Source organism: Parabacteroides sp. PH5-46 (assembly GCF_029892785.1).
In the GTDB taxonomy this organism is placed as follows: Bacteria; Bacteroidota; Bacteroidia; order Bacteroidales; family Tannerellaceae; genus DFXE01.
In genome coordinates, this window is sequence record NZ_JARXXA010000011.1 from 108,024 (window position 1) to 133,884 (window position 25,861).

Below are 25,861 nucleotides of genomic sequence, written 5' to 3' on the forward strand. Positions count from 1 at the left end.
GGAAGGTATGTCTCACTCATTAAAAAAACAAAGTTATGCGATTATCCTTAAATCGAAAGCACAAGACGTGTCAAAAAATCGTTAAAATTATGAGAAACGCTATGATTTGCATGTTTTTGGGCATAGTAAGTGTTACTGCATCTGTTCATGCCCAAAAGAACAGTCTCTCCATTGATGTCCGGAACGGTACAATTTATGATGTTGTATCGGAAATAGAAAAACAAACAGATTATATGTTTTTCTATAAAAATGGTGACATTAATAATGAACAAAAAGTTAGTGTATATGCTAATAACAAACTAGTATCTGAGGTTTTAGATATTGTAGTTGGTCAAACGGATCTGGGATATATTATAGACAATCGTCATATCCTGCTCACCAAAAAAACAAGTAATGCTCTTCAGCAAGTCACCATTAGCGGAGTTGTAAAAGATGAAGCAGGCGAGCCGTTGTATGGAGTAAATGTTTTATTAAAAGGAACATCAACAGGTGTTGTTACTGATATAGATGGAAAATACATTTTATCTGTTCCCGGCGAAAATGCTGTTCTTGTCTTTTCTTATATCGGTTATGATAATCAAGAGGTTGTAGTAGGAAACCGTCGAACGATAAATATAACGATGCGTGAGTCTTCATTGATGATTGACGAGTTGGTGGTAACTGCTTTAGGTATGAAACGTTCGGAAAAAGCCTTGGGGTATGCTACCCAACAGATTGGTGGAGACCAGTTTGAGAAGGTAAAAGGTGCCAATCTGGCAACCAGCCTTACGGGACGTATTTCCGGTCTGACGGTTTTTAACTCTACGGAGTTTATGGAAAGTCCTCAACTCAAACTTCGTGGCGAAAACCCAATTCTTATTCTGGATGGTGTGCCAACAGCCTTGACATTAGGTGATCTTAACTCAGACGATATCCTGAGTATTGATGTATTGAAGGGAGCTACTGCATCTGCCCTGTACGGATCACGTGGAGGTAGCGGTGCAATCATGGTTACAACAAAAAAAGGGGGTAAGCAGGGATTCTCAGTAACGGTTAATACCAGTAATATGTTTAATGCCGGAACCTTGGCTTTGCCGAAGGTTCAAAGCTCATATAGTGCCGGCTATAACGGAAAGTATAATACAGACGATGAAGTATGGGGGGACAAGCTCGATATCGGACGCGTTTATTCCCAGTGGGATCCAATCGCAAAAGAAATGCGTGACATGGAGCTGACATCAAGAGGGAAAAATAACTTCGACAATTTCCGTGAGTTCAGCATGATTAGTAATACTACAGTTAGCGTTTCCCAGCAAGGAGAAAACGGTAGCTTCCGTTCTTCTTTGTCTTACGTGTACAACAAAGGGCAATATCCGAATTCTAAAGGCCAACAATTCCGTTATACCTTAGGTGGAGAGATGAAACTTACCGACAAACTGTCTATTGAAGGAACAATGGGGTATAGTAAACAAATTGCTCCTAATACATCGGGAACGGGCTATGGTGATCAGGGGTACATTTATAACTTGTTGATCTGGACAGGTCCTGAATATGATGTTCGTGATTACCGTGACTACTGGATTACCCCGGATGTGGAACAGAACTGGCATTATGCAGGTTGGTACGATAACCCCTATCTGATGGCTTACGAGAAAAGAAACACAATTGATTATAACAAGCTGAACAGTATGTTCTCCGTAAATTATCAGATATTTTCCTGGATGAAGGCTTTGGCTCGTGTTGGTATGGATTTATATGCTAATCAGACACAGCGCAGGGCTCCGATCGGTGTTAATTCTACGCGTGATTGGGGAGGAACCAATAAAGGATATTATCAGGAACGGAACGACTATTCTTATACAATAAATAGCGACTTTATCTTGATGGCGGAGAAGCGTTTCGGACAGTTTACGATTGATGGAATGCTTGGAGGATCAATCTACTTGAGCCGTTTGAATGAACAATGGGTACAAACACGTAATGGTTTATCTATCCCCGGATTCTATTCATTGAAAGCATCTGTTGAGAGCCCGGAAGTATATCGCACAAAACTGGAACGCAAACAAGTAAACAGTTTATTCGGTAAGCTGTCATTGGGGTATATGAATGCCTTCTATGTGGATATTACCGGACGTAATGACTGGTCTTCTACTTTACCGACAGACGATAATTCCTATTTCTATCCGTCCGTAGGGGGAAGTGTTATTATGTCTGAGTTGATCGGTTTGCCGGAGTGGATGAATTTCTGGAAGCTGAGAGGTTCATGGACGCTGTCAAAGAGTGACCTGGCTATTTATGATATTAACCAGGCTTATCAGGTGAAAAATTCCGTGTGGAACGGGATGAACTCAGCCTTGTATCCGAAGTATCAACGAGGAAATGTGAAACCAATTACCAATAGAACTTATGAAGTAGGAACCTCCCTCCATTTCTTAAACAACAGGCTAAAATTAGATGTAAGTTATTATAATAAACTAACCTATAATAATACAACGAGAGTGAAAATCTCTCCTTTGTCCGGTTATGAAGAATTATTGATCAATACGGATGAAGAAATCGTACGCCGGGGAGTAGAACTTTTTGTAGATGCAGTACCGATGCAGACAAAGGATTTCACTTGGAATACAGTGTTTAACTGGTCTTCTTCAAGAAGGTATTATGCCCAATTAGATGAACAATACAGCCCGGATAAACCGTGGGTTTCCAAGGGCGCGCGTTATGATGCATTTGAAGCCCGCCAATTCGATTATGATCCGAATGGGAATCTGATCCTTTATAATGGATATCCTAAGTTGAGTGACTATCAGTCTCGTATTGGGTATAAAGATCCGGATTGGGTATGGGGATGGACTAACTCTTTCAAATATAAACAATTTGTATTGACTGTTGGCTTTGACGGACGTGTAGGAGGTATGTCGAATTCGGAAACAAATCGTCGTATGTGGCAAACCGGAGCTCACCCTGATTCTGATACGCAATGGCGTTACGAAGAAGTTGTAAACGGAAATAAAACCTATATGGGTAACGGTGTCAAGATCGTATCCGGATCAGTAACTTATGATTCGTATGGTAATATCCTATCCGACAATCGTGTATTTGCACCGAACGATCAAGTGGTTTCTTATGAAACATACATAAAAGACTATTGGAGAACAGGTCCGCAACTTAATTTGAGTGAAACATTCTTCAAACTTCGCGAATTGTCATTGAGTTATGATGTCCCCAAAACAATAGCCGGCAAATTGGGTATGAATTCGGCTTCGGTAGCTCTTGTCGGACAGAATCTGTTGTTATGGACGAAGAAGTATAAGTATGCCGACCCGGATAAAGGAGGTGCTACACCAACGACAAAGGATAGTGACGGACGCCATGAAGACTTGGCTTCGCCTTCTATCCGGTATATGGGGATCAATATTAAAGTGGAATTCTAACTATAAACAATTAATGATATGAAAAATAAGATATATATATTCATTGTTGGTTTATTGCTTTCGGGTTTATTCCTGAATAGTTGTGATAATTTTGAAGACTACAATACCAATCCGAATGAATCGACAAAAGTTACTTCCAGTATGTTGGCAACTAATCTGATACTGGAAGTCATGAAGGAACATGGGACTACGAAAACGTTTATGCGTGACGATATGCTCAGTAAATATATTGCATGGACCGAAGGGAATGATATTGACTATGCATTTAATAAGTTGGGCAGGACGGATGACTTTTGGGAATACAGTTTTAGGGCAATGGCGCTTCTGAACAATGTAAACCGGATGATTGAGTTTGCAACAAGTGACAAAGTAAAGGATTCATACACCGCTTTGGGACACTTTATCCGGGTAAGCAAATATTTTGATCTTACCATGCGTGCAGGTGATATTCCATATAGTGAAAGTATGGGAGGCGATGAAGGTGTTTATTATCCGGCCTATGATGAACAAAAGGCTGTATTTCTGGGATTGTTGAACGAGTTGGATAAAGCGGATCAGTTATTTCAGACAGGAGACAACTTTGATGGTGATCCTGTATATGGAGGTGATGTTTCATTATGGAGAAAGGCTGCGAATGTTTACCAGTTGAAACTGCTTATTAATTTATATAAGAAGTCGGGAGATGCTGATTTGAAAGTAAAAGAACGTTTCCAGACAATAGTAAGCAGTCGTCCGATATTCACTTCCAATGCAGATAATTTCCAATTGGTTCATAGCGATAGGGCAGGAGAAAAGTATCCGTTTTATAAGGAAGGTAACAACTTTATTGTTTTCAATCAAATATCTTCCATTATTGTCGATACGTTGAAGTTGCTGCAAGATCGTCGTTTATTCTATTATGCCAAACCAACTCCACAGGCTAATGAGAACGCTCTTTCTCCATCTGACTGGGAGGCATATAACGGAGTAAATCCTACGCTGACTTTTGCAGAAATACAATCGGCTGTAGAAGGCAAAAATGTATCTCAGATAAATAACCGTTACAGCCAGCTACCCGAAGGTGAACCTACTTTCTTGCTAAGTTATGCGGAAATGAATTTTATCCTGGCGGAAGCAGTTGTTCGTGGGTTATTAAGCGGAGACGCAAAGGCCTATTATGAAAAAGGTGTAAAAGCGGCTATGACATTTACAGCCTCTAATACTCCCGACGAATCTGATTATCATCATAATATGAAGATAACTGACGATTATATCGATACTTACCTAAAGGGAGAACATGTTGCTTTTGCGTCGACTGCTGATAAGCAAATCCGTCAGATCATTATGCAGAAATATATTACGACCTTTCTTCAGACTCCGTTTAACGGTTATTTCGAGTACAGACGGACGGGAGTACCTGCACTTCCTATCAATCCTTTGTCTAATAGGAATGTGCCGGCTGATAAGATGCCCATACGTTGGATGTATCCTCAGGTAGAATATAATTATAATACGGAAAATGTAAATGCTGCAGTAGCCCGTCAGTTCAATGGTACCGACACGGAGAACGAAGTGATGTGGTTATTAAAAGATTAAATTGCTTTTTAATATGAATTTGATGAAAGTATATAAGCTATTCTTTTACTGTTTCCTATTACTTATATTCTCTTTTCAGACGGAGGCTTCTGGCCTTAAATTCAAAGAAGATGGGAAATTTAAGATTATTCAGGTTACCGACACCCATATTGTAGCTGATTCGGTTGCTAATTCAATGGAGTCAGTATCCATGCTCCGTCAGGTCTTGGATGCCGAAAAACCGGACTTAGTTATATTTACGGGTGATATAGTGACAGGGAAACCGTATAAGAAAGGCTTCGAAATGCTTATAGAGCCTGTTCTTTCACGTCGAATACCTTTCGCCACTTTGCTGGGAAATCATGACCACGAACAGGATCTTTCCCGCGAAGAAGTAGGGCAATATCTGATGACCTTTCCCGAAAATCTTGGCCAGATGGAAAAAGTGAATGGAGTTACTGGTATTGGAAATTATGTTCTGGAAATCAAAGATAAGAAAGGACGTTATAATAAAGCTATTCTGTATTGCATGGATTCGAATGCTTACAGTACCATACCCGGCGTGCGTGGGTATGGATGGTTTACTCCCGATCAGGTAGCATGGTATCGCTCTCAAAGTGATACTTATAAGGCAGATAACCGAGGGGTTCCGCTTCCCGCTTTAGCTTTTTTCCATATCCCGTTGTTAGAATACAGGCTGGGATATATGGATACGACACATGTTATGATCGGAACACAGATGGAAAAAGTCTGTTCTCCGGAAATCAATACCGGTATGTTTGCCGCTATGTTGATGCAGGGGGATGTGATGGGTACTTTTGTGGGGCATGATCATGTAAACGATTATATCTTTAATCATTTTGGCATAGCCCTGGCATACGGTCGTTTTTCAGGAAGCAAAAACACATATACCGAGCTGAAAAATGGGGTACGTGTGATCGAATTGACAGAAGACGAATCCGGTTTTGACACCTGGATACGCCTGGATGATAAACAGGTGATACACAGGGTGAAATTCCCGGAAGGCTTGCGGTGAAAAATCGCATGTATGCAATTGAAAAAACGCATGCATGCGATTTAAAAAAAGAAGCCATGCGTTTTAAAAATCGCATGGCTTCTTTTTTTGAACATACTATTACAGTAAAAAATTAGTGAACCGTGCCGGGCTCGAACCGGCGACCTCTGCCCTGTCAAGGCAGCGCTCTAAACCAACTGAGCTAACAGTTCGATACAAATATAATATATTTTTGTTTTGCGCCTAATGGTACTATCATGTCTTGTATTTTATCATTACTTTTGTATGTTTAAACGGAGGTTGCCTAATGATAGATCAATTTACAATAGACCGGATACTGGAGGCTGCAAAGATAGAAGATGTAGTGTCTGAGTTTGTTACCTTGCGTAAGCGAGGGGTTAATCTTGTGGGATTATGTCCGTTCCATGCAGATAAAACACCTTCGTTTTACGTTTCCAAGGCCAAGAATATCTGTAAATGCTTTGCCTGTGGAGAAGGAGGTACGCCTGTTCACTTTATCATGAAGCATGAGCAGGTGAGTTATTTTGATGCTTTACGCTATCTGGCAAAAAAATATGGTATAGAGATACAGGAACGTGAACTGACGGATGAAGAAAAGCAGGTTCGCAGTGATCGGGAAAGTATGCTGATAGTCAATAGTTGGGCACAGAAGTATTTTAGTACTCAACTCTTTGAACATGTTGAAGGATCATCCATCGGACTTCGTTATTTTAAGGAACGGGGTTTTCGGGATGACATTGTCAAGAAATTCCAACTGGGCTATAGTCTGGACGAACGGGATGCAATCAGTAAAGCCGCTGCCCAGGCAGGTTATAAACAGGAGTTTTTAGAAAAAACCGGATTAATCATTGCTTACGAAAACGGAGGAGTGAGCGACCGTTTCAGAGGACGGGTGATGTTTCCGGTTCATAGCGTAAGCGGTAAGGTAGTTGCCTTTGGCGGGCGTATCCTGAAGAAGGATGAGAAAACGGCCAAATATGTCAATTCTCCCGAAAGTGAGATTTACCATAAGAGTAATGAGCTGTATGGTATCTTTTTTGCCAAACAAAGTATTGTAAAGAGAGGCAAATGCTTCCTGGTAGAAGGGTATACAGATGTTATATCCATGCATCAGGCGGGGATTGAGAATGTAGTGGCTTCGTCCGGTACGGCTCTGACATTTCCCCAGATCAGACTGATTCATCGTTTTACAGACAATATCACTGTTTTGTATGACGGCGATGCCGCAGGTATTAAAGCGGCTCTTCGTGGGATAGACCTGTTGCTGGAAGAAGGTATGAACGTAAAAGTAGTGTTACTGCCGGAGGGTGAAGATCCTGATTCGTATGCTCGCAAACATAATTCTACAGAGTTTCATGAGTTCATAGAGAAAAGCGAAACAGACTTTATCCGCTTTAAAACAAAATTGTTGTTAGATGAAGCGGCAGGCGACCCTATGAAGCGTTCGGCCTTGATTACAGATATTATCAAAACGGTAGCTATTGTTCCGGACGAAATTGCCCGTACATTCTATATTCGTGAATGCAGCACGATGATGGAGATTGATGAGCGCCTGCTGCTGAACGAGATAAATAAGATACGGCTGAAGCAGGCGGAAAGGCAACCTACTCCTGTATTACCTCCACAAGGAGAGAATCTAGTTGATCCATTGTCTACCCCACAGCAGGAGGGAACAGCGTTGCTTTCCGGTAAAGATATGCAACAGCGTTCTCCGTTTGAAGCGAAAGAAAAGGTGTTACTGCGTTATGTTGTACGTTTTGGCGAGAAGGTGTTGTTTGATTATGAAGATACGGAAACGCATGAACGGAAGATTATTCGTGTTGCAGAGTATATCTATTCTGAGTTGGAACAGGATAATATGCCTTTTCAACATGCGCTTTATAAGGAAATGTTGCAAGATGCCGTAACCCGTTGTAAAGAAGAAGGGTTTGTAGCTTCACGTTACTTTTTAAGTCATCCGGATCCGGATATCAGCCGTTTAGCCGTTAATCTGGTAAGTGATAAATATCAACTCAGTAAGTATCATACTAAATTTCAGGAGATAAAACAGGAAGAAGATTCGTTGGTACAGACTGTTTTATACGATATATTGGGTTTCAAGGATGCCTATATCCGTCAACAGATAAACGAAATAGGAATAAAGATAAAAGAATTGCAATCTACTGCCACGACTGAAGAAGTGATTGCCCTGATGAAAGAACAAGACGAACTGAATAAAATAAAGAAAGCCCTTAATAAACAAATAGGCGAACGTATTGTATTAAAAATGTAAACGTAATTTTATGTATTTTGTTGAAACAGAAGATGTGGTCAAACAATTCTCCGGCCACCTGGCACTGAATAAGGTGAGCATACAGGTGCCCAAAGGAAGAATATTCGGCCTACTTGGCCCTAATGGGGCTGGAAAAACCACGCTCATAAGGATTATAAACCGGATTACAGCTCCTGATAGTGGGAAGGTATGGATTAATGGTAACGAATCTCAGCCTGAAGATGTATACCGGATCGGTTATATGCCCGAAGAAAGAGGCTTGTACAAGAAAATGAAAGTAGGAGAACAGGCTATTTACCTGGCTCAGTTAAAAGGTCTTTCGTATGCCGAAGCAAAGAAACGCCTGAAGATATGGTTTGAAAAGTTTGAGATCATGTCATGGTGGAACCGGAAACTGGAAGAGCTTTCCAAGGGGATGCAACAGAAAGTACAGTTTATTATTACAGTTATCCATGACCCGGAATTGCTTATCTTTGATGAGCCCTTCAGTGGCTTTGACCCGGTGAATGCCGACCGCCTGAAGCAGGAAATACTGGAATTAAAATACCTGGGAAAGACAATTATTTTCTCAACCCATAATATGGCTTCGGTAGAGGAGATATGTGATGAGATCGCTTTGATAGATCGTTCGCAAGTTGTACTTTCCGGCGAAGTGAATGAGATACGTAATCGCTATAAGTCGAATACCTTTAATGTTGTCCTTCGTTCGCTGGGTAACGGATTCAACTTTACATCCGCTAACTATTCGGTACTGAATACCAAAGCTCATGCCGACGTAATGGATATCCGGATACATAAAGAGATGGAAATAACAAACTCTTCCTTGCTGACAGAGCTGGCCGCATCGTATGAAATCCTTTCTTTCAGCGAAGAATTGCCTTCCATGAACGATATATTTATTAACACCGTTTCGGGTACAAACGCTACGCAGATATGAGTAAACTGGGAATAATCATAAAAAGAGAATATTTGAGGAGGGTAACGAAAAAGTCGTTCCTGGTTGTAACGATCCTGATGCCCTTTTTAATGGCTGCCTTGGTATTTGTACCGCTTTGGCTAGCTACCATTAAAAGCGATGAAGTAAAGACTGTAGCAGTAATAGATGCTACCGGAAAATATAGTTCGTTGTTTGAGGATACGGAAAGTTTTCGCTTTATCAATAGCGATAAGTCATTGGAAGGCTACAGAAATGGGGATAATAAAGAGGTTTATGCCTTTCTGAATATTACAGATGATCTGTTATTAAACCCCAAAGCTGCGACTTTGTATTCGGAGAAGCAGATACCGGGCGAACTGAGCCGTTTGGTAAACCAAACCATCGGAAGAAAGCTGGAAGATGAGAAGCTGGCGTCTTTTAATATCCCAAACCTGAAAGAGATTATAGCCGATAGTAAGATCAGCTTTAATGTGCAAACGATCAAGTGGAGTGCAGATGGGAAGGAGGGAGCTTCCTCTGCCGCCCTGGCATCTATTATCGGAATGATTTTTACACTGATAGTCTATATGTTTATCATGGCATATGGCTCTATGGTGATGCAAGGGGTAATGGAAGAGAAAACGAATCGTATTGTAGAAGTGATGATCTCTTCGGTACGTCCCTTTGAACTGATGATGGGTAAGATTATAGGAATTGCTTTTGTAGGACTGACGCAGATTTTCCTTTGGGGAATCATGACTTCGGCATTACTGACGGTAGGAGGATTGATGTTTGGTGGCGGAATGGATATGTCTGCTATGCAACAACCGAATATGGCAGCTATGCAACCGGGCATGAATATGGCTGGTATGGAGAAGATGGGTGAATTGATGGGTATTATCAACAGTATCAACTTTATGGAATTGGGGATTTTCTTTATTCTGTATTTTATAGGAGGCTATCTATTGTATGCTTCTGTTTTTGCAGCTATCGGATCATCTGTTGACCAACAGGAAGATACCAACCAGTTTATGGCTCCCATTATGATATTCATGATCTTTGCACTGTATGCCGGTATCTATAGTATGGACAACCCCGACGGCCCGTTAGCTTTCTGGTGTTCCATGATCCCCTTTACTTCGCCGGTTGTAATGATGATACGTTTGCCTTTTGATGTTCCGATGTGGGAGTTGCTGTTGTCTGTAGGCCTCTTGTTTGCTACAGCTTTGAGTATAACCTGGCTTTCTGCCAAGATATACCGTGTAGGTATCCTCATGTACGGCAAAAAGCCAAGCATCAAAGAAATGATCAAGTGGTTGAAATACTAAATACTACGATTAATTTCTTCTATATAGGAAAGGATTTCGTCCTTTCCTTCTTTCTTTTCAGATGAGGAAGTGAAGATAGGGGGGAGCGCTTCCCAGCTTTCAAGTAGTTTATCTTCGTATGTTTTCAAGTTGTCGCTCAAGCGGCTTTTGCCCAGCTTGTCTGTTTTTGTGAAGATAATAGAGAAAGGGATGCCGTTTTCTCCCAGCCACTCCATGAACTCAAGGTCTATTTTTTGTGGTTCATGGCGACAATCCAGTAAGACGAAGAGATTTGTAAGTTGCTCTCGTTCCAGTATATAATCTTCAATGATCCGGCGAATCTTTTCTCGTCCTTCTTTTCCCCGCTGCGCATAACCGTATCCGGGAAGGTCTACTAAGTACCAGTCATCGTTGATGATGAAATGGTTGATGAGCTGAGTCTTACCGGGCTTTTGGGAGGTCATAGCCAAGCCTTTCCGGTTTGTCAGCATATTGATTAAAGAGGACTTTCCTACATTACTCCGGCCGATAAAAGCGTATTCCGGCCTGTTCCCTTCCGGGCATTTTTGTACGTCGGTGTTACTGATAACAAATTCTGCGCTTTTAATTTCCATATTTATTTCTTTTTTGATGCAAACCATAATCCGGCAAAAGTAATCGCTCCGTTTATCATCAGCATTTCATAACTGAAAACATAAGTGGTATATTGCTTTACCAGATAATCAATTGTAAAACATATCAGTGGCGATGCAATACATATATAAGGTACGTATTTGTCTCGCGTTTGTTTTTTTGTGAAAAGCCCGAACAGGAATAAGCCCAGTAACGGACCGTATGTATAAGAGGCGATCATATAGATGGCATCGATAACGCTCCGGCTATTGACAGCTTTAAATATCAGGATGATAACAGCAAACAATACCGATATCATCAGGTGTACTTTCAGACGGGTACGCTTCGCCTTTTCAGCTTCTTCTCTTTCTACTCCCAGGATATCTATACAAAAAGAGGTGGTAAGAGCTGTCAGCGCAGAGTCTGCACTACTGAAAGCCGCAGCTATAATCCCAATCGTAAAGAATATAAGGATAGAATTTCCTAAGATGCCGGATGTACAGAACATAGGTAAGATATCATCATTCAGTGCCGGCAGGGCAATCCCTTGTTGGGCAGCCAAAGTAAGAAGTAAAACGCCCAATGACAGGAATAAAAAGTTGACAGGTGTAAAGGCAAAGCCATAGGTGTACATATTCTTTTGGGCATCTTTCAGGCTTTTGCAAGAGAGGTTTTTTTGCATCATATCCTGATCTAATCCTGTCATAACAATCGTGATGAATATCCCACTGAAAAACTGTTTGGCAAAATGCTGTGTGCTATGCCAATCTCTGAATTCGAAGATACGGAAATGTGGGCTTTCTGTCAGAGTTTGTACCATTCCTCCCATGCTTAAATCCATCGTGTCTTTTACTTGCCAGATAATCACTATCAGCATGGCGATCAGACAGAGTGCCTGAAGGGTATCAGTCCATACAATCGTTTTTATACCACTTCTGTATGTATAGAGCCAGACCAGTGCTATACTAAGAACAGTAGTCAGCCAAAAAGGTATATTCCAGGCGCTGAAAACATAGGTTTGCAGAATAAGGACCACCAGATAAAGCCGTGCAGCTGCTCCCACAATTTTGGAAAGCAGAAAGAACGAAGCGCCGGTTTTATAACTTCGCTTACCAATACGACCGTCTAAGTAGGAATAAATGGAGGTTAATTGCAATTTATAATAGAGGGGAAGTAATACTTTGGCAATAAGGATATACCCGAAAAAAAAGCCAAATACGGTTTGCATATAGGTCATATCAATACTTCGCACCATACCGGGGACAGATACAAACGTAACTCCCGATAAAGAAGTGCCTATCATGCCAATAGATACAATAATCCAGGGAGACTGACGATTCCCTAAAAAGAAAGCATCATTGCTACTGTTTTTCTTACCCGTAAAGTAAGAAATCAGAAGCAGTACTCCGAAGTAAACTGCTATGATTACAAGAATTATAGAACTATTCATCTTTTGCTAAACACATGAATAGGCAAAGGTAGCAAAAAATGCCCAGTAAACCGTTCTGCGTTCTACGTGTTCCGTTTGTGTTAATATCTTTTCTCTATCGCTGTTCCGGGATAATAATGAGCTAGTATTTCTTTGTAGTCATAACCTTTTGCCCCCATGACGGCGGCACCGATCTGGCAAAGCCCGACTCCATGTCCCCAACCTGCTCCGGTAAGGATGAAGCGTCCGGGAGTATTGTCGGAGATATCTTCTTTATCTATCACAAAAGCTGAGCTATATAAATGGCTTTCAGATAGGGTGCGCCTGATCTCCAATTCCTTTCCAATGATAAATGTCAGACGGCTACCTACTATCTTTAGCTTTTCGATGCGACCGGAACTTCCTCTTTTCAAAGGGATCAAGTCCATGATGGCGCCGAAATCCATGCCGCTTTTCCGGTTTATCAGTTCCGACAGTTCTGCTTGGGTATAAATCACTTTCCAACGATAAAAATCATTGGTTTCCTGGTCGTAGTTGTTTAACACCTGAGTCAGTATTTTTGTATCTGAAGTATTGCAAAATGCATCCGGAGAGGTGCGTATCCATTGTTCGGCTTCGGCCTCGACTGTTAAATCAGGAATCTTTTTATCCTTACTGTCACGTACGGATGTAAGGTAAGGGTGGGAGACAGGCTCCCATACGTTTTCAAACTTTTCGGTAACTCCTCCGCAGCATTTGTAGAAGCGGGCATCACAGATGTTTTCTCCATCTGTTAACACTTCTCCGCGTGTTTCATGAATAACTTCTGTTACCAATGGGGTAGAGGCACGCGTAATACCCTGGTATCGCTGACAGTGATCATCGGCACATACATCAAACATTTCATGGTCTTCTCTGTCATACCAGCGGATTAATTCTTGCTCTGTTTGAACACTGCTTTGATAAGTGGCTCCTGTATCATGATTGCTTAAAAAGCGGTTTTTATTCATTTGAGCCAATAGCCAACTGCGTGAGACAACAGCATGGGCTTTCAGAAATTCAACAGAGGCTGTTGCACTCATCTCTGAGGAGATTACACTAGTCAGGTATTCTTCCACATCCACTTGGTTGATTACAAGTATGGTGTCTCCGTTTACAACCAGGTTTAGCGCTCCGTGAAACCGCTGGTCTTCCTGACGTTGCCAGTGAAAATCAACTCCAATGGTGACAGCTTTCAAGTCGAAAGAGGCTGCTGTAGACGTTGGCTCAAAGAATAGCTCATCGTATAACTTTCCGTTGAATACAATGTTTCCGTTCACAATCAGAGCTCTTTGCTCACCTGTCAGAAAATCACCTGTCTCCGTATGTACGTATTCTTCATTGAATACAAAGGAGATAGCCCTTTCCGACATGATACCAACATTAACTACCGGTGCGTCCATTGGTCAAAGTGTTTTTAGTTTATTAATAGCGTTTTATGTAGAATCTTATTCTTTTTTAGCTTTCAAAGATGATACAGCCAGATAGGCAATCAGTCCGATATACATTACAAGAGCCAGTACTTCAGAGAGGCTATTGTTTAGCCATTCTTCATTCACCAGATTAATGCCTCCAAAACGTAGTGCTGCACTTACAACACCCATCAATGCGCCCCCGGCAATGAACCCAGATGCAAATAAGGTGCCTTTTTCTACCCGGGCTGTATTCAATGCCTGGTCTTTACTGCGGCTTCCAACATACCAACTGACAGCGCCACCGATCAATAGAGGCGTATTTAATTCCAGAGGGATAAACATACCCAAAGCGAAGGCTAATGCCGGAACTTTGAAGAAGTTTAATATAATAGCCAATACAGCACCTATCCCGTAGAGAATCCAGGGAGCTCCTGAACCGCTCATCAACGGCTCAATCACGGCTGCCATGGCGTTGGCTTGTGGAGCGGCTAATTGCCCGCTGGTAAAGCCATATGTCTTGTTCAATATCAGAATAACACCTCCAACAGTAGCCGCAGCTACTAAAGCTCCCAGAAACTTCCATGTTTGCTGTTTGGCAGGAGTACTTCCCAGCCAATAACCGATCTTTAAATCGGTAATAAAACCTCCGGCCATTGACAGGGCTGTACAAACTACTCCTCCGATTATCAGGGCAGAAACCATACCGGCTGCTCCTTTCAGTCCAACTGATACAAGGATGATAGAAGCCAAAATCAATGTCATCAATGTCATACCTGATACCGGATTGGTACCTACAATTGCGATTGCATTAGCCGCTACCGTAGTGAACAGGAAGGCAATAATACCAACTACCAACAAACCAACTAAGGCCTGATACCAGTTTTCCAATACGCCGAAATAGAAGAATAGGTAGGTAATAATTAATGTGATGAGAATTCCGATAGCGATAATCTTCATTGAGAGGTCTTTCTGTGTGCGAAGTGTTTCTTTTTCGGTTTGTGCCCCGCCTTTACCTTTCAACTCTTTGGCCGCTAAGCCGACTGCTCCGCGTATGATATCCCATGATTTAACAATTCCTATCACCCCGGCTGTTGCAATACCTCCGATACCGATGTGCCGGGCATAGGTGGTAAATATTTGTTCGGGAGTCATACTGCCTACAGTGGCAGTTATGGCGTTGTTCCCCAAGGTTAATACTTCTGAACCCCAGAAGGCAGATAATAAAGGAATGATAACCAGCCATACCAAGAATGATCCGGCACATATAATAAGTGAATATTTCAAACCGATAATATAACCTAAACCTAATACGGCAGCACCTGAATTAACCTTGAAGACAAGTTTAGCTTTATCTGCCAACACTTCACCTATTCCTACCATGCGGGTAGTAATCACTTCATTCCACCAACCGAATGTGGCGATAATAAAATCATACACTCCGCCAATCAAACCTGCAAATATCAATGGCTTGGCCTGGTTCCCTCCTTTTTCTCCGGAAACAAGCACTTGTGTAGTGGCCGTTGCTTCAGGGAAAGGATATTTCCCATGCATGTCGGATACAAAGTATTTGCGGAAAGGTATTAACAGGAGAATGCCAAGAATTCCTCCCAGCAGCGAACTCATGAAAACTTCAAAGAAATTGACAGTGATTTCCGGATATTTGTCTTGCAGAATATAAATAGCCGGCAAAGTGAATATAGCACCCGCCACAATAACACCGCTACTAGCTCCGATAGACTGGATGATCACATTCTCACCCAAAGCATTCTTACGCTTAAAAGTACTTGATAATCCGACGGCTATGATAGCAATAGGTATTGCAGCCTCAAATACCTGTCCGACTTTCAGTCCCAGGTAGGCTGCTGCTGCACTGAATACAACAGCCATCACCAAGCCCCAGAATACAGACCAAGGAGTAACCTCACGATATACTTTATGGGGAGACATGATAGGCTTATATTCTTCGCCTTCTTTTAACTCGCGGTAAGCATTTTCGGGTAATCCACTTACTTTTTCTTCATTTTTCATCCTTACTATACGCTAATATTAGATTTATTTCTGACAATTTGCTATCTCATCACAAATCTAAACTATTTTCCGAAAGAAAAAAAACGCTACGCTAAAAAAATGCGAAGCTTTTTTCTGCAGTACGCAGCACGGAACACGGAACACGGATTGGATCAGAACTTTTCTCTTCTGGCTTTTATAAAGTTATTGATCATGGATGACAAGTGCTTTGCTTTGTCTAATAGCACGATAAAATTGTCTTGTTGTATATACGCTAACTCTTTTGCTAAGTATAATTGAGTTCTTAATTCTCCGCATGAGCCTTTAGCAATATACAGGAATTGAATAAATTCTTTGTTCGTTTGACGTTCGTATCCTTCAGAGATATTGGAAGGTATAGAAACTGCAGCTCGTTGTATCTGATCTTTTAATCCGTAATCCTTACAGTCGCGAAATAAGTAGTATATGCTTACACTAAGTCGCATACCTTCTTTCCAGATATTCAAATCCTCAAAACATTTAATCTCTCTCATAGTCAAAATATTTGGTGTTAATTAATGCAAGTTGTTCGTCTGGGTAATCCCCCGTTCTGCGTGTTTCGTGCTTGCGTACTGCCTTTTATTTTCTGGAAAGCTTTTCCAGGAAATAAACGATGGCGAAACCGAGGATCATCAGACCGAAGCCTTCCCAGATTAGTTGGTTGGGCAGGATGTTGCTGATGGCGTCTTCGGCTTTCCAAGGCCATACTTTGTTGAGGGAGCCGAGCATGAAACCGGCCAGGATGGCGATTGTGGTATCGTGGAATTTGTGAAGAAGATAGGATAATAGACGGGAAAAAGAGGTGATGCCAATAACGGCTCCACAAATGAATACAAGCATTGTGACGATATCAAGACTCTTGACAGCTTCCATAATGTAATAATACTTACCCAGAAGGACGAGTATAAAACTGCCGGATATACCCGGTAAAATCATGGCACAGATAGCAATAGCTCCGCAAAGAAAAATAAACCATAAACCGTTAGGTGTTTCTGCCGGGGTAGCAACAGTAATGTAAAATGCAATTACGGCACCGATGATAAAACAGAGGATCGTTTTCCAATCCCATTTCTTTATATCTTTAGATACAAAGAGGGTGGAAGCAAGTACCAGTCCGAAAAAGAAAGCCCAAACCAATATAGGGTGGTTTTCCAATAAATAAGTGATCACTTTTGCCAATGAAAAAATACTGATGGCTATTCCGGTGACCAATGAAAGTAGAAAATTCCCGTTAACAGCTTTCCAGAAAGCGGCCAATTGCCCGGTAAACAGTAATTTTAAAGAACTAGCATTTATACTTTTGATGGATTCGATAAGCTCTTCGTATATGCCGACTATGAATGCGATTGTACCACCTGAAACTCCGGGAACAACGTCTGCAGCGCCCATACCTATTCCTTTAAGCATAATTAGGGCATAGTCTTTTATTTGTCTGTTCATAAGTGATTAGTTGCTGTTTTTTTTATTGTTGAGATATTCTTTTATGAGGTCTTCCGGCGGAATATGTTTGCCTTCATCTGTATATCCTTTCTTCATCTGATCCAATTGTCTGAAAATCTTATTGGTAATGGATAGGGCAAGATCCTCTTTGTCGTTTTCGATGTGAGAAAGAGCCAGTAGCGATAAGATACGAACATTGTCGGGGAAGAGTTTTGCCGCTTTTGCAAGCGACTGAGATGCTTCTTCTTTACGGTCTGTTTCTATGCAACAATGGAAAAAGTTAATATAAGTTGTAACCTCAATTTTGCTATTTGAATCATCCATTAGCTTTTTCAATAGCTGATAGCCTTCTTCATATTCATCCAGCTTGATGTAGCAGTCGGCCATTAACTGTTTAACACGATCTACCTGTTCCATGCTATCCATTAGCTCTTTATATACGTCCAGCGCCTTTTTGTAATTCTCATTCATGAACAGGCAATAAGCTTTCAGGGTCAGTAACTCCATATCCGGAACATCGCAGGTTATTGCAAAATCAAAGGCATCTATTGCTTTGTCAAATTCATTGGTTAGGGAATAAAGGCGCCCCAGTGTAAACCAGGAGTCGTACGAATAGGGCTTTTTGTCTATCATTTCATTGCATAAACGGATGGCTTCGGCATGATTTCCGTTTATTTCGTATAGATAACAGAGCTCTTCCTTTAATATGTAATTATCGGGATAGGCCTTTAATCCACGATGGATAATTTCGTCTCCTTCTTTTAGCATTCCCAGGTCGATCAGTACCTGGGCGAGAAATTCAAAGATGTTTTCAATATAGTCGCAAGACGTATCAGCTAGTAGTTTGTCCAGAAAATCCAGTGCTTTTTTATACTGATCCAGCGTGCAATAACATTCCAGGCGAATCATATCCAGCTCCATATTGTTGGTTTCAGATATGTTGTCCACCAATGCCAAAGCCTCATTAAATTCCTCATTGTATAAATGAAATTTACATTTTCGGATTTTAAGGTCTATGCTCATCGGGTGAAGCTTTAACCCCAACGTCAGCACTCCTTCATAGTGTGTAAAGTCTTCCTTTTCTTCAAAACTATCCAACATATAATCTATCTCGTCGGCATCGAAGTAGGGCTCTTTGCCCTCTTCTCGTGCTTTCAGATAGCGTTCCAGTAATATTGAATAGTTTTCTTTTTTCATTTTTAAAGGGATTGTTTGACTTTACTCCAGACGTCTTTCAAGGATACGGTACGGTTGAATACCAATTTGCCATCCTGACTGTCCGGGTCTACATTGAAATAACCAATGCGTTGGAACTGGAAGTTGTCGTATGGCTTTGCGTTCTGCAATTCGGCTTCTACCCTGCAATGAGTTAAAACAGTAAGTGAATCCGGATTCAGCAATTCCTGAAAATCTTTGTCTTTCTCTTCCGAAGGATTCTCAACCATAAATAAGCGGTCATACAATCTTACTTCGGCTGGCAAACTATGCTCTGCCGAAACCCAGTGTATCGTACCTTTTACTTTACGGCTACTGTCTGTCATGCCGCTTTTTGTCATTGGGTCGTATTCTGCATATATCTCTTCTATTTCTCCGGCTGCATTTTTCTTTGAGCCTGTACATTTAATTATGTAGGCACTTTTCAAACGCACTTCCTGACCTGGAGTCAGGCGGTAATATTTTTTTGGAGCATCCTCCATAAAATCGTCTCGCTCAATATATAGCTCACGACTAAAGGCGATTTCATGTGTTCCGGCTGATGGATCTTCCGGGTTGTTAATTGTATCCATCATTTCTACCTGTCCTTCCGGATAGTTGGTGATGATCAATTTAACCGGATCCAGTACGGCTGAAACCCGGGTAACCTTTGCATTCAGGTCTTCACGTATGGCATGTTCCAGCAGTGCTACATCTACAATGCCGTCATATTTGGTATATCCTATTTTGTCAATAAAGTTGCGGATAGCCTGCGGTGTGTATCCCCTGCGGCGGTATCCGCAGATAGTTGGCATGCGCGGGTCGTCCCATCCGTTCACCAGACCTTCTTTTACAAGTTGTAATAACTTACGTTTACTCATGACGGTATACGTAAGGTTGAGGCGGTTGAATTCTAACTGGCGGGGACGGTAGTCATCTTTCTGCAATAAATCAAGATAATAGTCATACAGCGGACGATGCACTTCAAACTCAAGTGTACACAATGAATGGGTAACCCCTTCAAAGTAATCGCTTTGTCCGTGGGCAAAGTCGTACATTGGATATACGTTCCACTGTGTGCCTGTACGATGATGCGGATGTGCTTTGATAATGCGGTACATAATCGGATCGCGGAAGTGCATATTGGGCGATGCCATATCTATCTTGGCACGTAGAATCATTCGCCCGTCTTCAAACTCGCCGGCTTGCATACGCATAAACAAATCCAGGTTTTCTTCTATCGGACGGTTCCGATAGGGGCTTTCAGTCCCGGCTTGCGTAGGAGTTCCTTTTTGCTTGGCAATTTCTTCGGCGCTCTGTTCGTCGATATACGCTTTTCCTTCTTTAATGAGCTGAACGGCAAAATCAAATAACTGCTGAAAGTAGTCGGACGCATAATAAATTTCATTCCACTGGAAGCCTAACCATTTAATATCTTCCATGATAGAATCTACATACTCTACATCTTCCTTTACCGGATTGGTGTCATCAAACCGAAGGTTACAGATCCCTTTATATCGTTCGGCAATGCCAAAGTCCATGCAAATCGCTTTTGCATGCCCGATATGGAGATAGCCGTTAGGCTCCGGCGGGAAGCGCGTCTGCACTCTTTTCCCATTCTTTCCTTCTGCCAGATCCTTCTCTACAATAACCTCAATAAAATTCAAGCTCTTTTTGCCCTCTTCATTCATATTCGTACCGCGTATAAATTCAAAATCAATAATCAACAATAATCACTCCACAAAGGTACACATAATAAGAGAAAATACATGGGATTAGGTGGAAAATTAGTATGTATGGCTGTTCAATAAAGGCAAATGTGTATTTTTGTAAGCATATTAAGATACTATATAATTATGAAACAGTTAATAATTGGATGTATGTCAATACTAATGATGGCCTGTACCGGTCATAAGAATACGGATGCTACGGGACAAAAAGGAACCTTTAGTTATGAAGTAGATCAGTTTGCCGATTTGCAGATCCTGCGTTATCAGGTGCCGGGTTTTGAGTCTTTGTCTTTAAAGCAAAAACAGTTGCTTTATCATTTGTCGGAAGCGGGTTTGATGGGGCGTGATATATTGTTCGATCAGAATAATCGTTACAATCTGGTAATACGTCGCTTGCTGGAAACGGTTTATGCAGAGTATAAGTGGGATCATGGCGATGTGCAGTTTAAGGCTTTAAAGGTATATCTGAAGCGGGTTTGGTTCTCCAATGGTATTCATCATCATTACGGAGAAGACAAGTTTGTCCCAGGTTTTACGCCCGAATTTCTGACCGACTGCATAAAGAGTATTGATGCTTCTCATTTGCCATTACGTCCGGGACAGAACGTTGACCAGTTTATGGAGGAAATATATCCGGTTATATTTAATCCCGAAATTATGTCGAAAAAGACAGTTCAGAGTGGAGAGCAGGATCTCATTCTGGCGTCAGCCAATAACTATTATGCCGGAGGAATTACGCAGAAAGAAGTTGAGAAATTTTATGACGAAATGCGTAACCCGAATGATTCAACACCCATTTCCTATGGTTTGAATAGCCGTCTGGTGAAAGAAGCGGATGGTCGGATTGTAGAGAAGGTGTGGAAAGTCGGAGGTTTATATACCGAGGCTATAGAGAAGATCGTTTCGGAACTGGAGAAAGCCGTTGCTTTTGCTGAGAATGATACGCAAAAAGCAGTGATAGAAAAGTTGATAGCTTATTATAAGAACGGTGATTTAAGAACCTTTGATGAGTATGCCATCCTGTGGGTGAACGATACACAGTCGGATGTTGACTTTATCAATGGTTTTACGGAGACGTACGGCGATCCGCTGGGGATGAAAGCAAGCTGGGAGTCAACCGTTAATTTTATCAACAAAGAAGCTACCGAGCGTACAAAGGTAATCAGTAATAATGCTCAATGGTTTGAAGATCACTCGCCGATGGACGACCGTTTCAAGAAAAAAGAGGTGAAAGGCGTAACTGCCAAGGTAATTACTGTGGCGATGCTGGGAGGAGACTGTTATCCGGCTACTCCGATTGGTATTAACCTGCCGAATGCCGATTGGATCCGTCATATACACGGCTCTAAGTCGGTAACGATAGAGAACATTACGGAGGCTTACGATAAGGCTTCGCAAGGTGGTGGTTTCAATGAAGAGTTTGTATGGAGTGATGCCGAACGGGAATTGATTAAGAAGTATGGTTTTATTACCGATAACCTGCATACCGACTTGCATGAATGCCTGGGGCATGGGTCAGGTATAATCCTTCCGGGTGTAGATCCTAATGCCTTGAAATCGTATAGCTCTACCCTGGAAGAAGCCAGAGCCGATCTGTTCGGACTATACTATATGGGCGATGCCAAATTGTTGGAACTGGGACTTGTTCCTGATAAAGACGCATATAAATCCGAATATTACAAATTTATGATGAATGGGCTGATGACTCAGCTGGTACGCATCGATTTGGGTAAAAACATGGAAGAGGCTCACATGCGTAATCGGCAGTTAATCGCCCGTTGGGTGTATGAAAAAGGACAGGCGGATAAGGTTGTAGAACTGAAAAAGAAAGACAATAAAACCTATGTTGTAATCAACGATTATATTAAGTTGCGTAACCTTTTCGGACAACTGCTGGCTGAGGCACAACGTATAAAGAGCGAGGGAGATTATGCCGCCGGTCAGCGTTTGGTGGAGGATTATGCCGTGAAAGTAGACCCTGTCTTACATGCAGAGGTGCTGGAGCGTTATGCTCGCCTGAATCTCTCGCCTTACAGAGGTTTTGTGAATCCGGTAATGAAAGAAGTCAAAAATGCGAAAGGAGAAGTTACGGATATTGTTCTTGACTATACGGAAGGATATACGGAGCAGATGCTTCGTTACAGCAAAGATTATTCTTTTTTGCCGAGCTATAACTGATATGAAGGATACAATCAGAGATATCCGAAGCCGCCTTCGTTTGTCTATGAACGGGGTGGTTTCCACTAGTATGCGCGAGCAGGGGCTTGACTATAAACTGAACTTTGGAGTATCATTGCCGAAGATTAAAGAGATAGCCGCTTCTTATCCGCCGGATGCCGCCTTGGCTGAGCTATTGTGGAAGGAAGATGTGCGTGAACTGAAAATATTGGCAACCCTATTGCAACCGGTTAGCTCCTTTAAACAGGAGCAAGCCGAACGCTGGACCGGAGAAGTCCGGCATCAGGAAATAGCGGAGCAGTATGCCATGAATCTGTTGCAGCATCTTCCCTTTGCCGAAGAATTGGCCGCTGCCTGGATTATGCGAAAAGAAGAATATGTGCCGGTGGTCGGCTTTCTTCTGTATGCTCGTTTATGTGTTGCCGGGGCATCTTTGGAGAGACTTCATGCAGAAGCGCTTATTCGGGAAGCCCGCAAGGCAATGGATGGGGGAGTGTCGCGTTTGCAGCGAGCTGCTCTTCTGGCGCTGAAAAGATATGGGCGGCAGTCTGCCGGACAGGCAAAAGCAGTGCTGGAATCCATCGCTGATTACGCCTCGTCGGATTTTCCCGAACGACAGGAATTTCTTAATGATCTTAAATTTGAGTTTGAATATTATCATTAAACTTTTGATTTCGCAAGAAATACCTTAACTTTGTTCACCGCACGGAGCCTATATTTTCATGGACAGCAAGATACAAAAAGAGATACGGGATAGTTTCACCGCGTATCTTACCGAAAAGAAACTGCGTAAAACAAAGGAGAGATATGCAATTCTGGAAGAGATTTGTAATTTCTCCGAGCATTTTGATATCATAACGTTACATCAACGCCTGCTGACTGCCAATTTTCATGTAAGTAAAGCAACTCTCTATAATACCGTGGATGTGCTGACGGATGCGGGGATTATTGTGCGGCATCAGGTAACTACTCAATTAGTGCAATATGAATTGCGACGGCTAGCAGACTCTCACCTACATCTTATTTGTATGAAATGTAGCTCTGTACGCGAGTTGAAGAATGCCCATCTGAAGGGTCTTATTCATACGTTGAAAACACCCAGGTTTACGCCTGTTTTTCATTCGCTATACATATATGGTCTTTGCGCCAGGTGCAAGAATAAGCAACAAAAGGAATTAAATAAACGAAATAAATAAACAGTTTACAGACAACAATGAAAGTAGATGTATTATTAGGTTTGCAATGGGGCGACGAAGGCAAGGGAAAAATTGTCGATGTGCTTACGCCTGAATATGATGTGATCGCACGTTTTCAGGGAGGTCCCAATGCAGGACACACATTAGAGTTTAATGGGCAGAAGTATATCCTGCGTTCTATTCCATCCGGTATTTTTCAGGGAGGGAAAACAAATATAATAGGGAATGGCGTCGTGTTGGATCCCCTGTTGTTTAAACAGGAGGCCGAGGCTTTGGCAGCCAGCGGACATGATCTGACGAAGTGTTTGTCTATCTCTAAGAAGGCGCACCTTATCCTGCCGACTCACCGCTTGTTGGACGCAGCTTACGAATCTGTTAAAGGAGAAGGGAAAATTGGCACTACCGGTAAGGGGATTGGTCCTACGTATACCGACAAGATAAGTCGTAATGGTTTGCGTGTAGGTGATTTGCTGCACAATTTCCAAGCCAAGTATGCCGCAGCTAAAGCCCGGCATGAAGCTACACTTCAGTCTTTGAATTATACTTATGACATCAAAGAGCTGGAAGCAGAATGGCTGGATGCTGTAGAGTACCTGAAGAAATTCAGGCTGATAGATAGCGAGCATGTTATTAATCAGGCGCTGAAAGAACAGAAATCCATCCTGGCAGAAGGTGCTCAGGGAACGATGCTGGATATAGACTTTGGCTCGTATCCTTTTGTTACTTCCTCCAATACCATATCTGCCGGATGTTGTACCGGGCTTGGGGTAGCTCCCCGTAATATAGGCGAGGTGTATGGTATCTTTAAAGCCTATTGTACCCGTGTGGGTAGCGGTCCTTTTCCTACCGAACTTTTTGACGAAACAGGAGAGGCTATCTGCCAGATAGGACATGAGTTCGGATCGGTAACCGGACGCAAACGCCGTTGCGGTTGGATTGATCTGGTAGCGCTTAAGTATGCAATTATGATTAATGGCGTAACTCAGCTGATCATGATGAAGAGCGATGTGTTAGACAGCTTCGATACGATAAAGGCATGTGTGGCGTACCGTATGAACGGAGAAGATGTAACCGAGTTCCCTTATGAGGTAGACGACACCCTGGAACCAATATACGTTGAGCTGCCGGGATGGAAGACCGACATGACAAAAATGCAAAGCGAAGACGAATTTCCCGAAGAGTTCAATGCGTACCTCAACTTCTTGGAAGAGGAACTGGAAGTGCCTATAAAGATTGTATCTGTGGGTCCTGACAGGGAGCAAACCATCATACGATATACAGAAGAATAAACAGGTGAAAATGGCAGATATCTGCCATTTTTGCTTTTGGCAAAGTTTTTGTACATTTATCCGAAAACAAAAGAGATTGGAGTTTTGTTGTTTTAAACTAAATAAGTACGATTATGGCTTACTGGATTATCTTTATTGGAATTGCTATTTTAAGCTGGCTGGTTTCTTATCGTTTGCAAAGCAAGTTTAAAAAGTATTCGCAGATCCCTGTTCCGAACGGAATGACGGGAAGAGACGTTGCAGAGAAGATGTTGCGCGATAATGGCATTTATGACGTGCAAGTCATTTCAACCCCTGGGCATTTAACCGACCATTATAACCCTACGAACCATACGGTGAACCTGAGCGAGTCTGTTTACAATAGCAACAGCATTGCTGCTGCGGCTGTAGCGGCTCATGAATGTGGACATGCCGTTCAGCATGCCACTGCTTATGCACCCTTGAAGATGCGTTCGGCCTTGGTTCCTATTGTTAGTTTTTCATCCAACATTATGACGTGGGTATTGCTGGGTGGTATGTTGCTTATCAATACATTCCCTCAACTGCTGTTGTTTGGGATCATCTTGTTTGCAACCACTACCTTGTTTAGTTTTATAACATTACCGGTTGAGATAAATGCCAGCCAACGGGCTGTAGCCTGGTTGAGCAATGCCGGAATTACCAATGCCAATACCTATGATAAAGCAGTAGACGCTTTACGTTCGGCTGCTTACACCTATGTAGTGGCTGCTTTAGGTTCGTTGGCTACCCTGTTATACTACATTTGGATATTCCTAGGTAGGAGAGATTAAGAATTTGTGTGTTAGAAATAAGTATATC

19 protein-coding genes and 1 tRNA gene are annotated in these 25,861 nt (G+C 42.0%); 11 read left to right on the forward strand and 9 right to left on the reverse strand.

Features of this window, described 5'->3' with window-relative positions; translation table 11 throughout:
• The first annotated feature begins 89 nt into the window (after positions 1-89).
• Genes M2470_RS12490 through M2470_RS12500 form a run of 3 tightly spaced genes read left to right on the forward strand, consistent with a single transcriptional unit; the run spans position 90 to position 6,000 of the window.
• On the forward strand, positions 90-3,410 hold the full coding sequence (locus M2470_RS12490; RefSeq protein WP_280745267.1) for a SusC/RagA family TonB-linked outer membrane protein: 3,321 nt from the start codon (positions 90-92) through the stop codon (positions 3,408-3,410).
• An 18-nt stretch (positions 3,411-3,428) separates the two neighbouring features.
• Positions 3,429-4,985, forward strand: a complete 1,557-nt coding sequence (locus tag M2470_RS12495) for a SusD/RagB family nutrient-binding outer membrane lipoprotein (protein ID WP_280745266.1) — start codon at positions 3,429-3,431, stop codon at positions 4,983-4,985.
• A 22-nt stretch (positions 4,986-5,007) separates the two neighbouring features.
• The gene (locus M2470_RS12500) at positions 5,008-6,000 is read left to right on the forward strand and encodes a metallophosphoesterase family protein (RefSeq protein ID WP_280745265.1); all 993 of its coding nucleotides are present in this window, start codon (positions 5,008-5,010) and stop codon (positions 5,998-6,000) included.
• Positions 6,001-6,116: 116 nt separating this feature from the next.
• On the opposite strand, the gene M2470_RS12505 is transcribed toward M2470_RS12500, so the two are convergent.
• Positions 6,117-6,191 (reverse strand) — tRNA-Val (locus M2470_RS12505).
• A gap of 95 nt (positions 6,192-6,286) precedes the next feature.
• Here M2470_RS12505 and dnaG point away from each other — a divergent pair.
• Genes dnaG through M2470_RS12520 form a run of 3 tightly spaced genes read left to right on the forward strand, consistent with a single transcriptional unit; the run spans position 6,287 to position 10,516 of the window.
• The gene (gene dnaG / locus M2470_RS12510) at positions 6,287-8,272 is read left to right on the forward strand and encodes a DNA primase (protein ID WP_280745264.1); all 1,986 of its coding nucleotides are present in this window, start codon (positions 6,287-6,289) and stop codon (positions 8,270-8,272) included.
• 10 nt (positions 8,273-8,282) lie between these two features.
• Positions 8,283-9,209, forward strand: a complete 927-nt coding sequence (locus tag M2470_RS12515; RefSeq protein ID WP_280745263.1) for an ABC transporter ATP-binding protein — start codon at positions 8,283-8,285, stop codon at positions 9,207-9,209.
• Entirely contained in the window at positions 9,206-10,516 is a 1,311-nt protein-coding gene (locus tag M2470_RS12520) for an ABC transporter permease (RefSeq protein WP_280745262.1), read from the forward strand. Before M2470_RS12515 ends, M2470_RS12520 begins: the two co-directional genes overlap by 4 nt.
• Here M2470_RS12520 and yihA read toward each other — a convergent pair.
• The 8 genes from yihA to M2470_RS12560 form a co-directional block, all read right to left on the reverse strand.
• Positions 10,513-11,109 carry a ribosome biogenesis GTP-binding protein YihA/YsxC gene (gene yihA / locus M2470_RS12525; protein WP_280745261.1) on the reverse strand — a complete coding sequence of 199 codons (597 nt, stop codon included), beginning with the start codon at positions 11,107-11,109 and terminating at the stop codon, positions 10,513-10,515. The genes M2470_RS12520 and yihA overlap by 4 nt on opposite strands.
• 2 nt (positions 11,110-11,111) lie before the next feature.
• Positions 11,112-12,557 (reverse strand): sodium:solute symporter, encoded by a 1,446-nt coding sequence (locus M2470_RS12530; RefSeq protein WP_280745260.1) that lies wholly within the window; start codon positions 12,555-12,557, stop codon positions 11,112-11,114.
• A gap of 80 nt (positions 12,558-12,637) precedes the next feature.
• Positions 12,638-13,957, reverse strand: a complete 1,320-nt coding sequence (locus tag M2470_RS12535; RefSeq protein ID WP_280745259.1) for a SpoIID/LytB domain-containing protein — start codon at positions 13,955-13,957, stop codon at positions 12,638-12,640.
• Between the two features lie 45 nt (positions 13,958-14,002).
• Positions 14,003-15,997: an oligopeptide transporter, OPT family gene (locus M2470_RS12540; protein ID WP_280745258.1), complete on the reverse strand. Its 1,995-nt coding sequence runs from the start codon at positions 15,995-15,997 to the stop codon at positions 14,003-14,005.
• Between the two features lie 152 nt (positions 15,998-16,149).
• Positions 16,150-16,509 carry a four helix bundle protein gene (locus M2470_RS12545; RefSeq protein WP_280745257.1) on the reverse strand — a complete coding sequence of 120 codons (360 nt, stop codon included), beginning with the start codon at positions 16,507-16,509 and terminating at the stop codon, positions 16,150-16,152.
• An 85-nt stretch (positions 16,510-16,594) separates the two neighbouring features.
• Positions 16,595-17,455, reverse strand: coding sequence for a DUF368 domain-containing protein (locus M2470_RS12550; RefSeq protein ID WP_280745256.1), 861 nt, complete (start codon positions 17,453-17,455; stop codon positions 16,595-16,597).
• Positions 17,456-17,461: 6 nt separating this feature from the next.
• The gene (locus tag M2470_RS12555) at positions 17,462-18,652 is read right to left on the reverse strand and encodes a tetratricopeptide repeat protein (protein WP_280745255.1); all 1,191 of its coding nucleotides are present in this window, start codon (positions 18,650-18,652) and stop codon (positions 17,462-17,464) included.
• A gap of 2 nt (positions 18,653-18,654) precedes the next feature.
• A complete protein-coding gene (locus M2470_RS12560; RefSeq protein WP_280745254.1) occupies positions 18,655-20,340 on the reverse strand; it encodes a glutamine--tRNA ligase/YqeY domain fusion protein in 1,686 nt (561 codons plus the stop codon).
• A 165-nt stretch (positions 20,341-20,505) separates the two neighbouring features.
• Between M2470_RS12560 and M2470_RS12565 the strand changes: the two genes are divergently transcribed.
• The 5 genes from M2470_RS12565 to M2470_RS12585 all read left to right on the forward strand — a co-directional run bounded on the left by M2470_RS12565 (position 20,506) and on the right by M2470_RS12585 (position 25,833).
• Positions 20,506-22,557, forward strand: coding sequence for a dihydrofolate reductase (locus M2470_RS12565; protein ID WP_280745253.1), 2,052 nt, complete (start codon positions 20,506-20,508; stop codon positions 22,555-22,557).
• A gap of 1 nt (position 22,558) precedes the next feature.
• Positions 22,559-23,221: a DNA alkylation repair protein gene (locus M2470_RS12570; RefSeq protein ID WP_280745252.1), complete on the forward strand. Its 663-nt coding sequence runs from the start codon at positions 22,559-22,561 to the stop codon at positions 23,219-23,221.
• Between the two features lie 58 nt (positions 23,222-23,279).
• Positions 23,280-23,753, forward strand: a complete 474-nt coding sequence (locus tag M2470_RS12575) for a Fur family transcriptional regulator (protein ID WP_280745251.1) — start codon at positions 23,280-23,282, stop codon at positions 23,751-23,753.
• 17 nt (positions 23,754-23,770) lie between these two features.
• On the forward strand, positions 23,771-25,042 hold the full coding sequence (locus M2470_RS12580; RefSeq protein ID WP_280745250.1) for an adenylosuccinate synthase: 1,272 nt from the start codon (positions 23,771-23,773) through the stop codon (positions 25,040-25,042).
• Between the two features lie 110 nt (positions 25,043-25,152).
• The gene (locus M2470_RS12585) at positions 25,153-25,833 is read left to right on the forward strand and encodes a zinc metallopeptidase (RefSeq protein WP_280745353.1); all 681 of its coding nucleotides are present in this window, start codon (positions 25,153-25,155) and stop codon (positions 25,831-25,833) included.
• Positions 25,834-25,861: the final 28 nt, after the last annotated feature.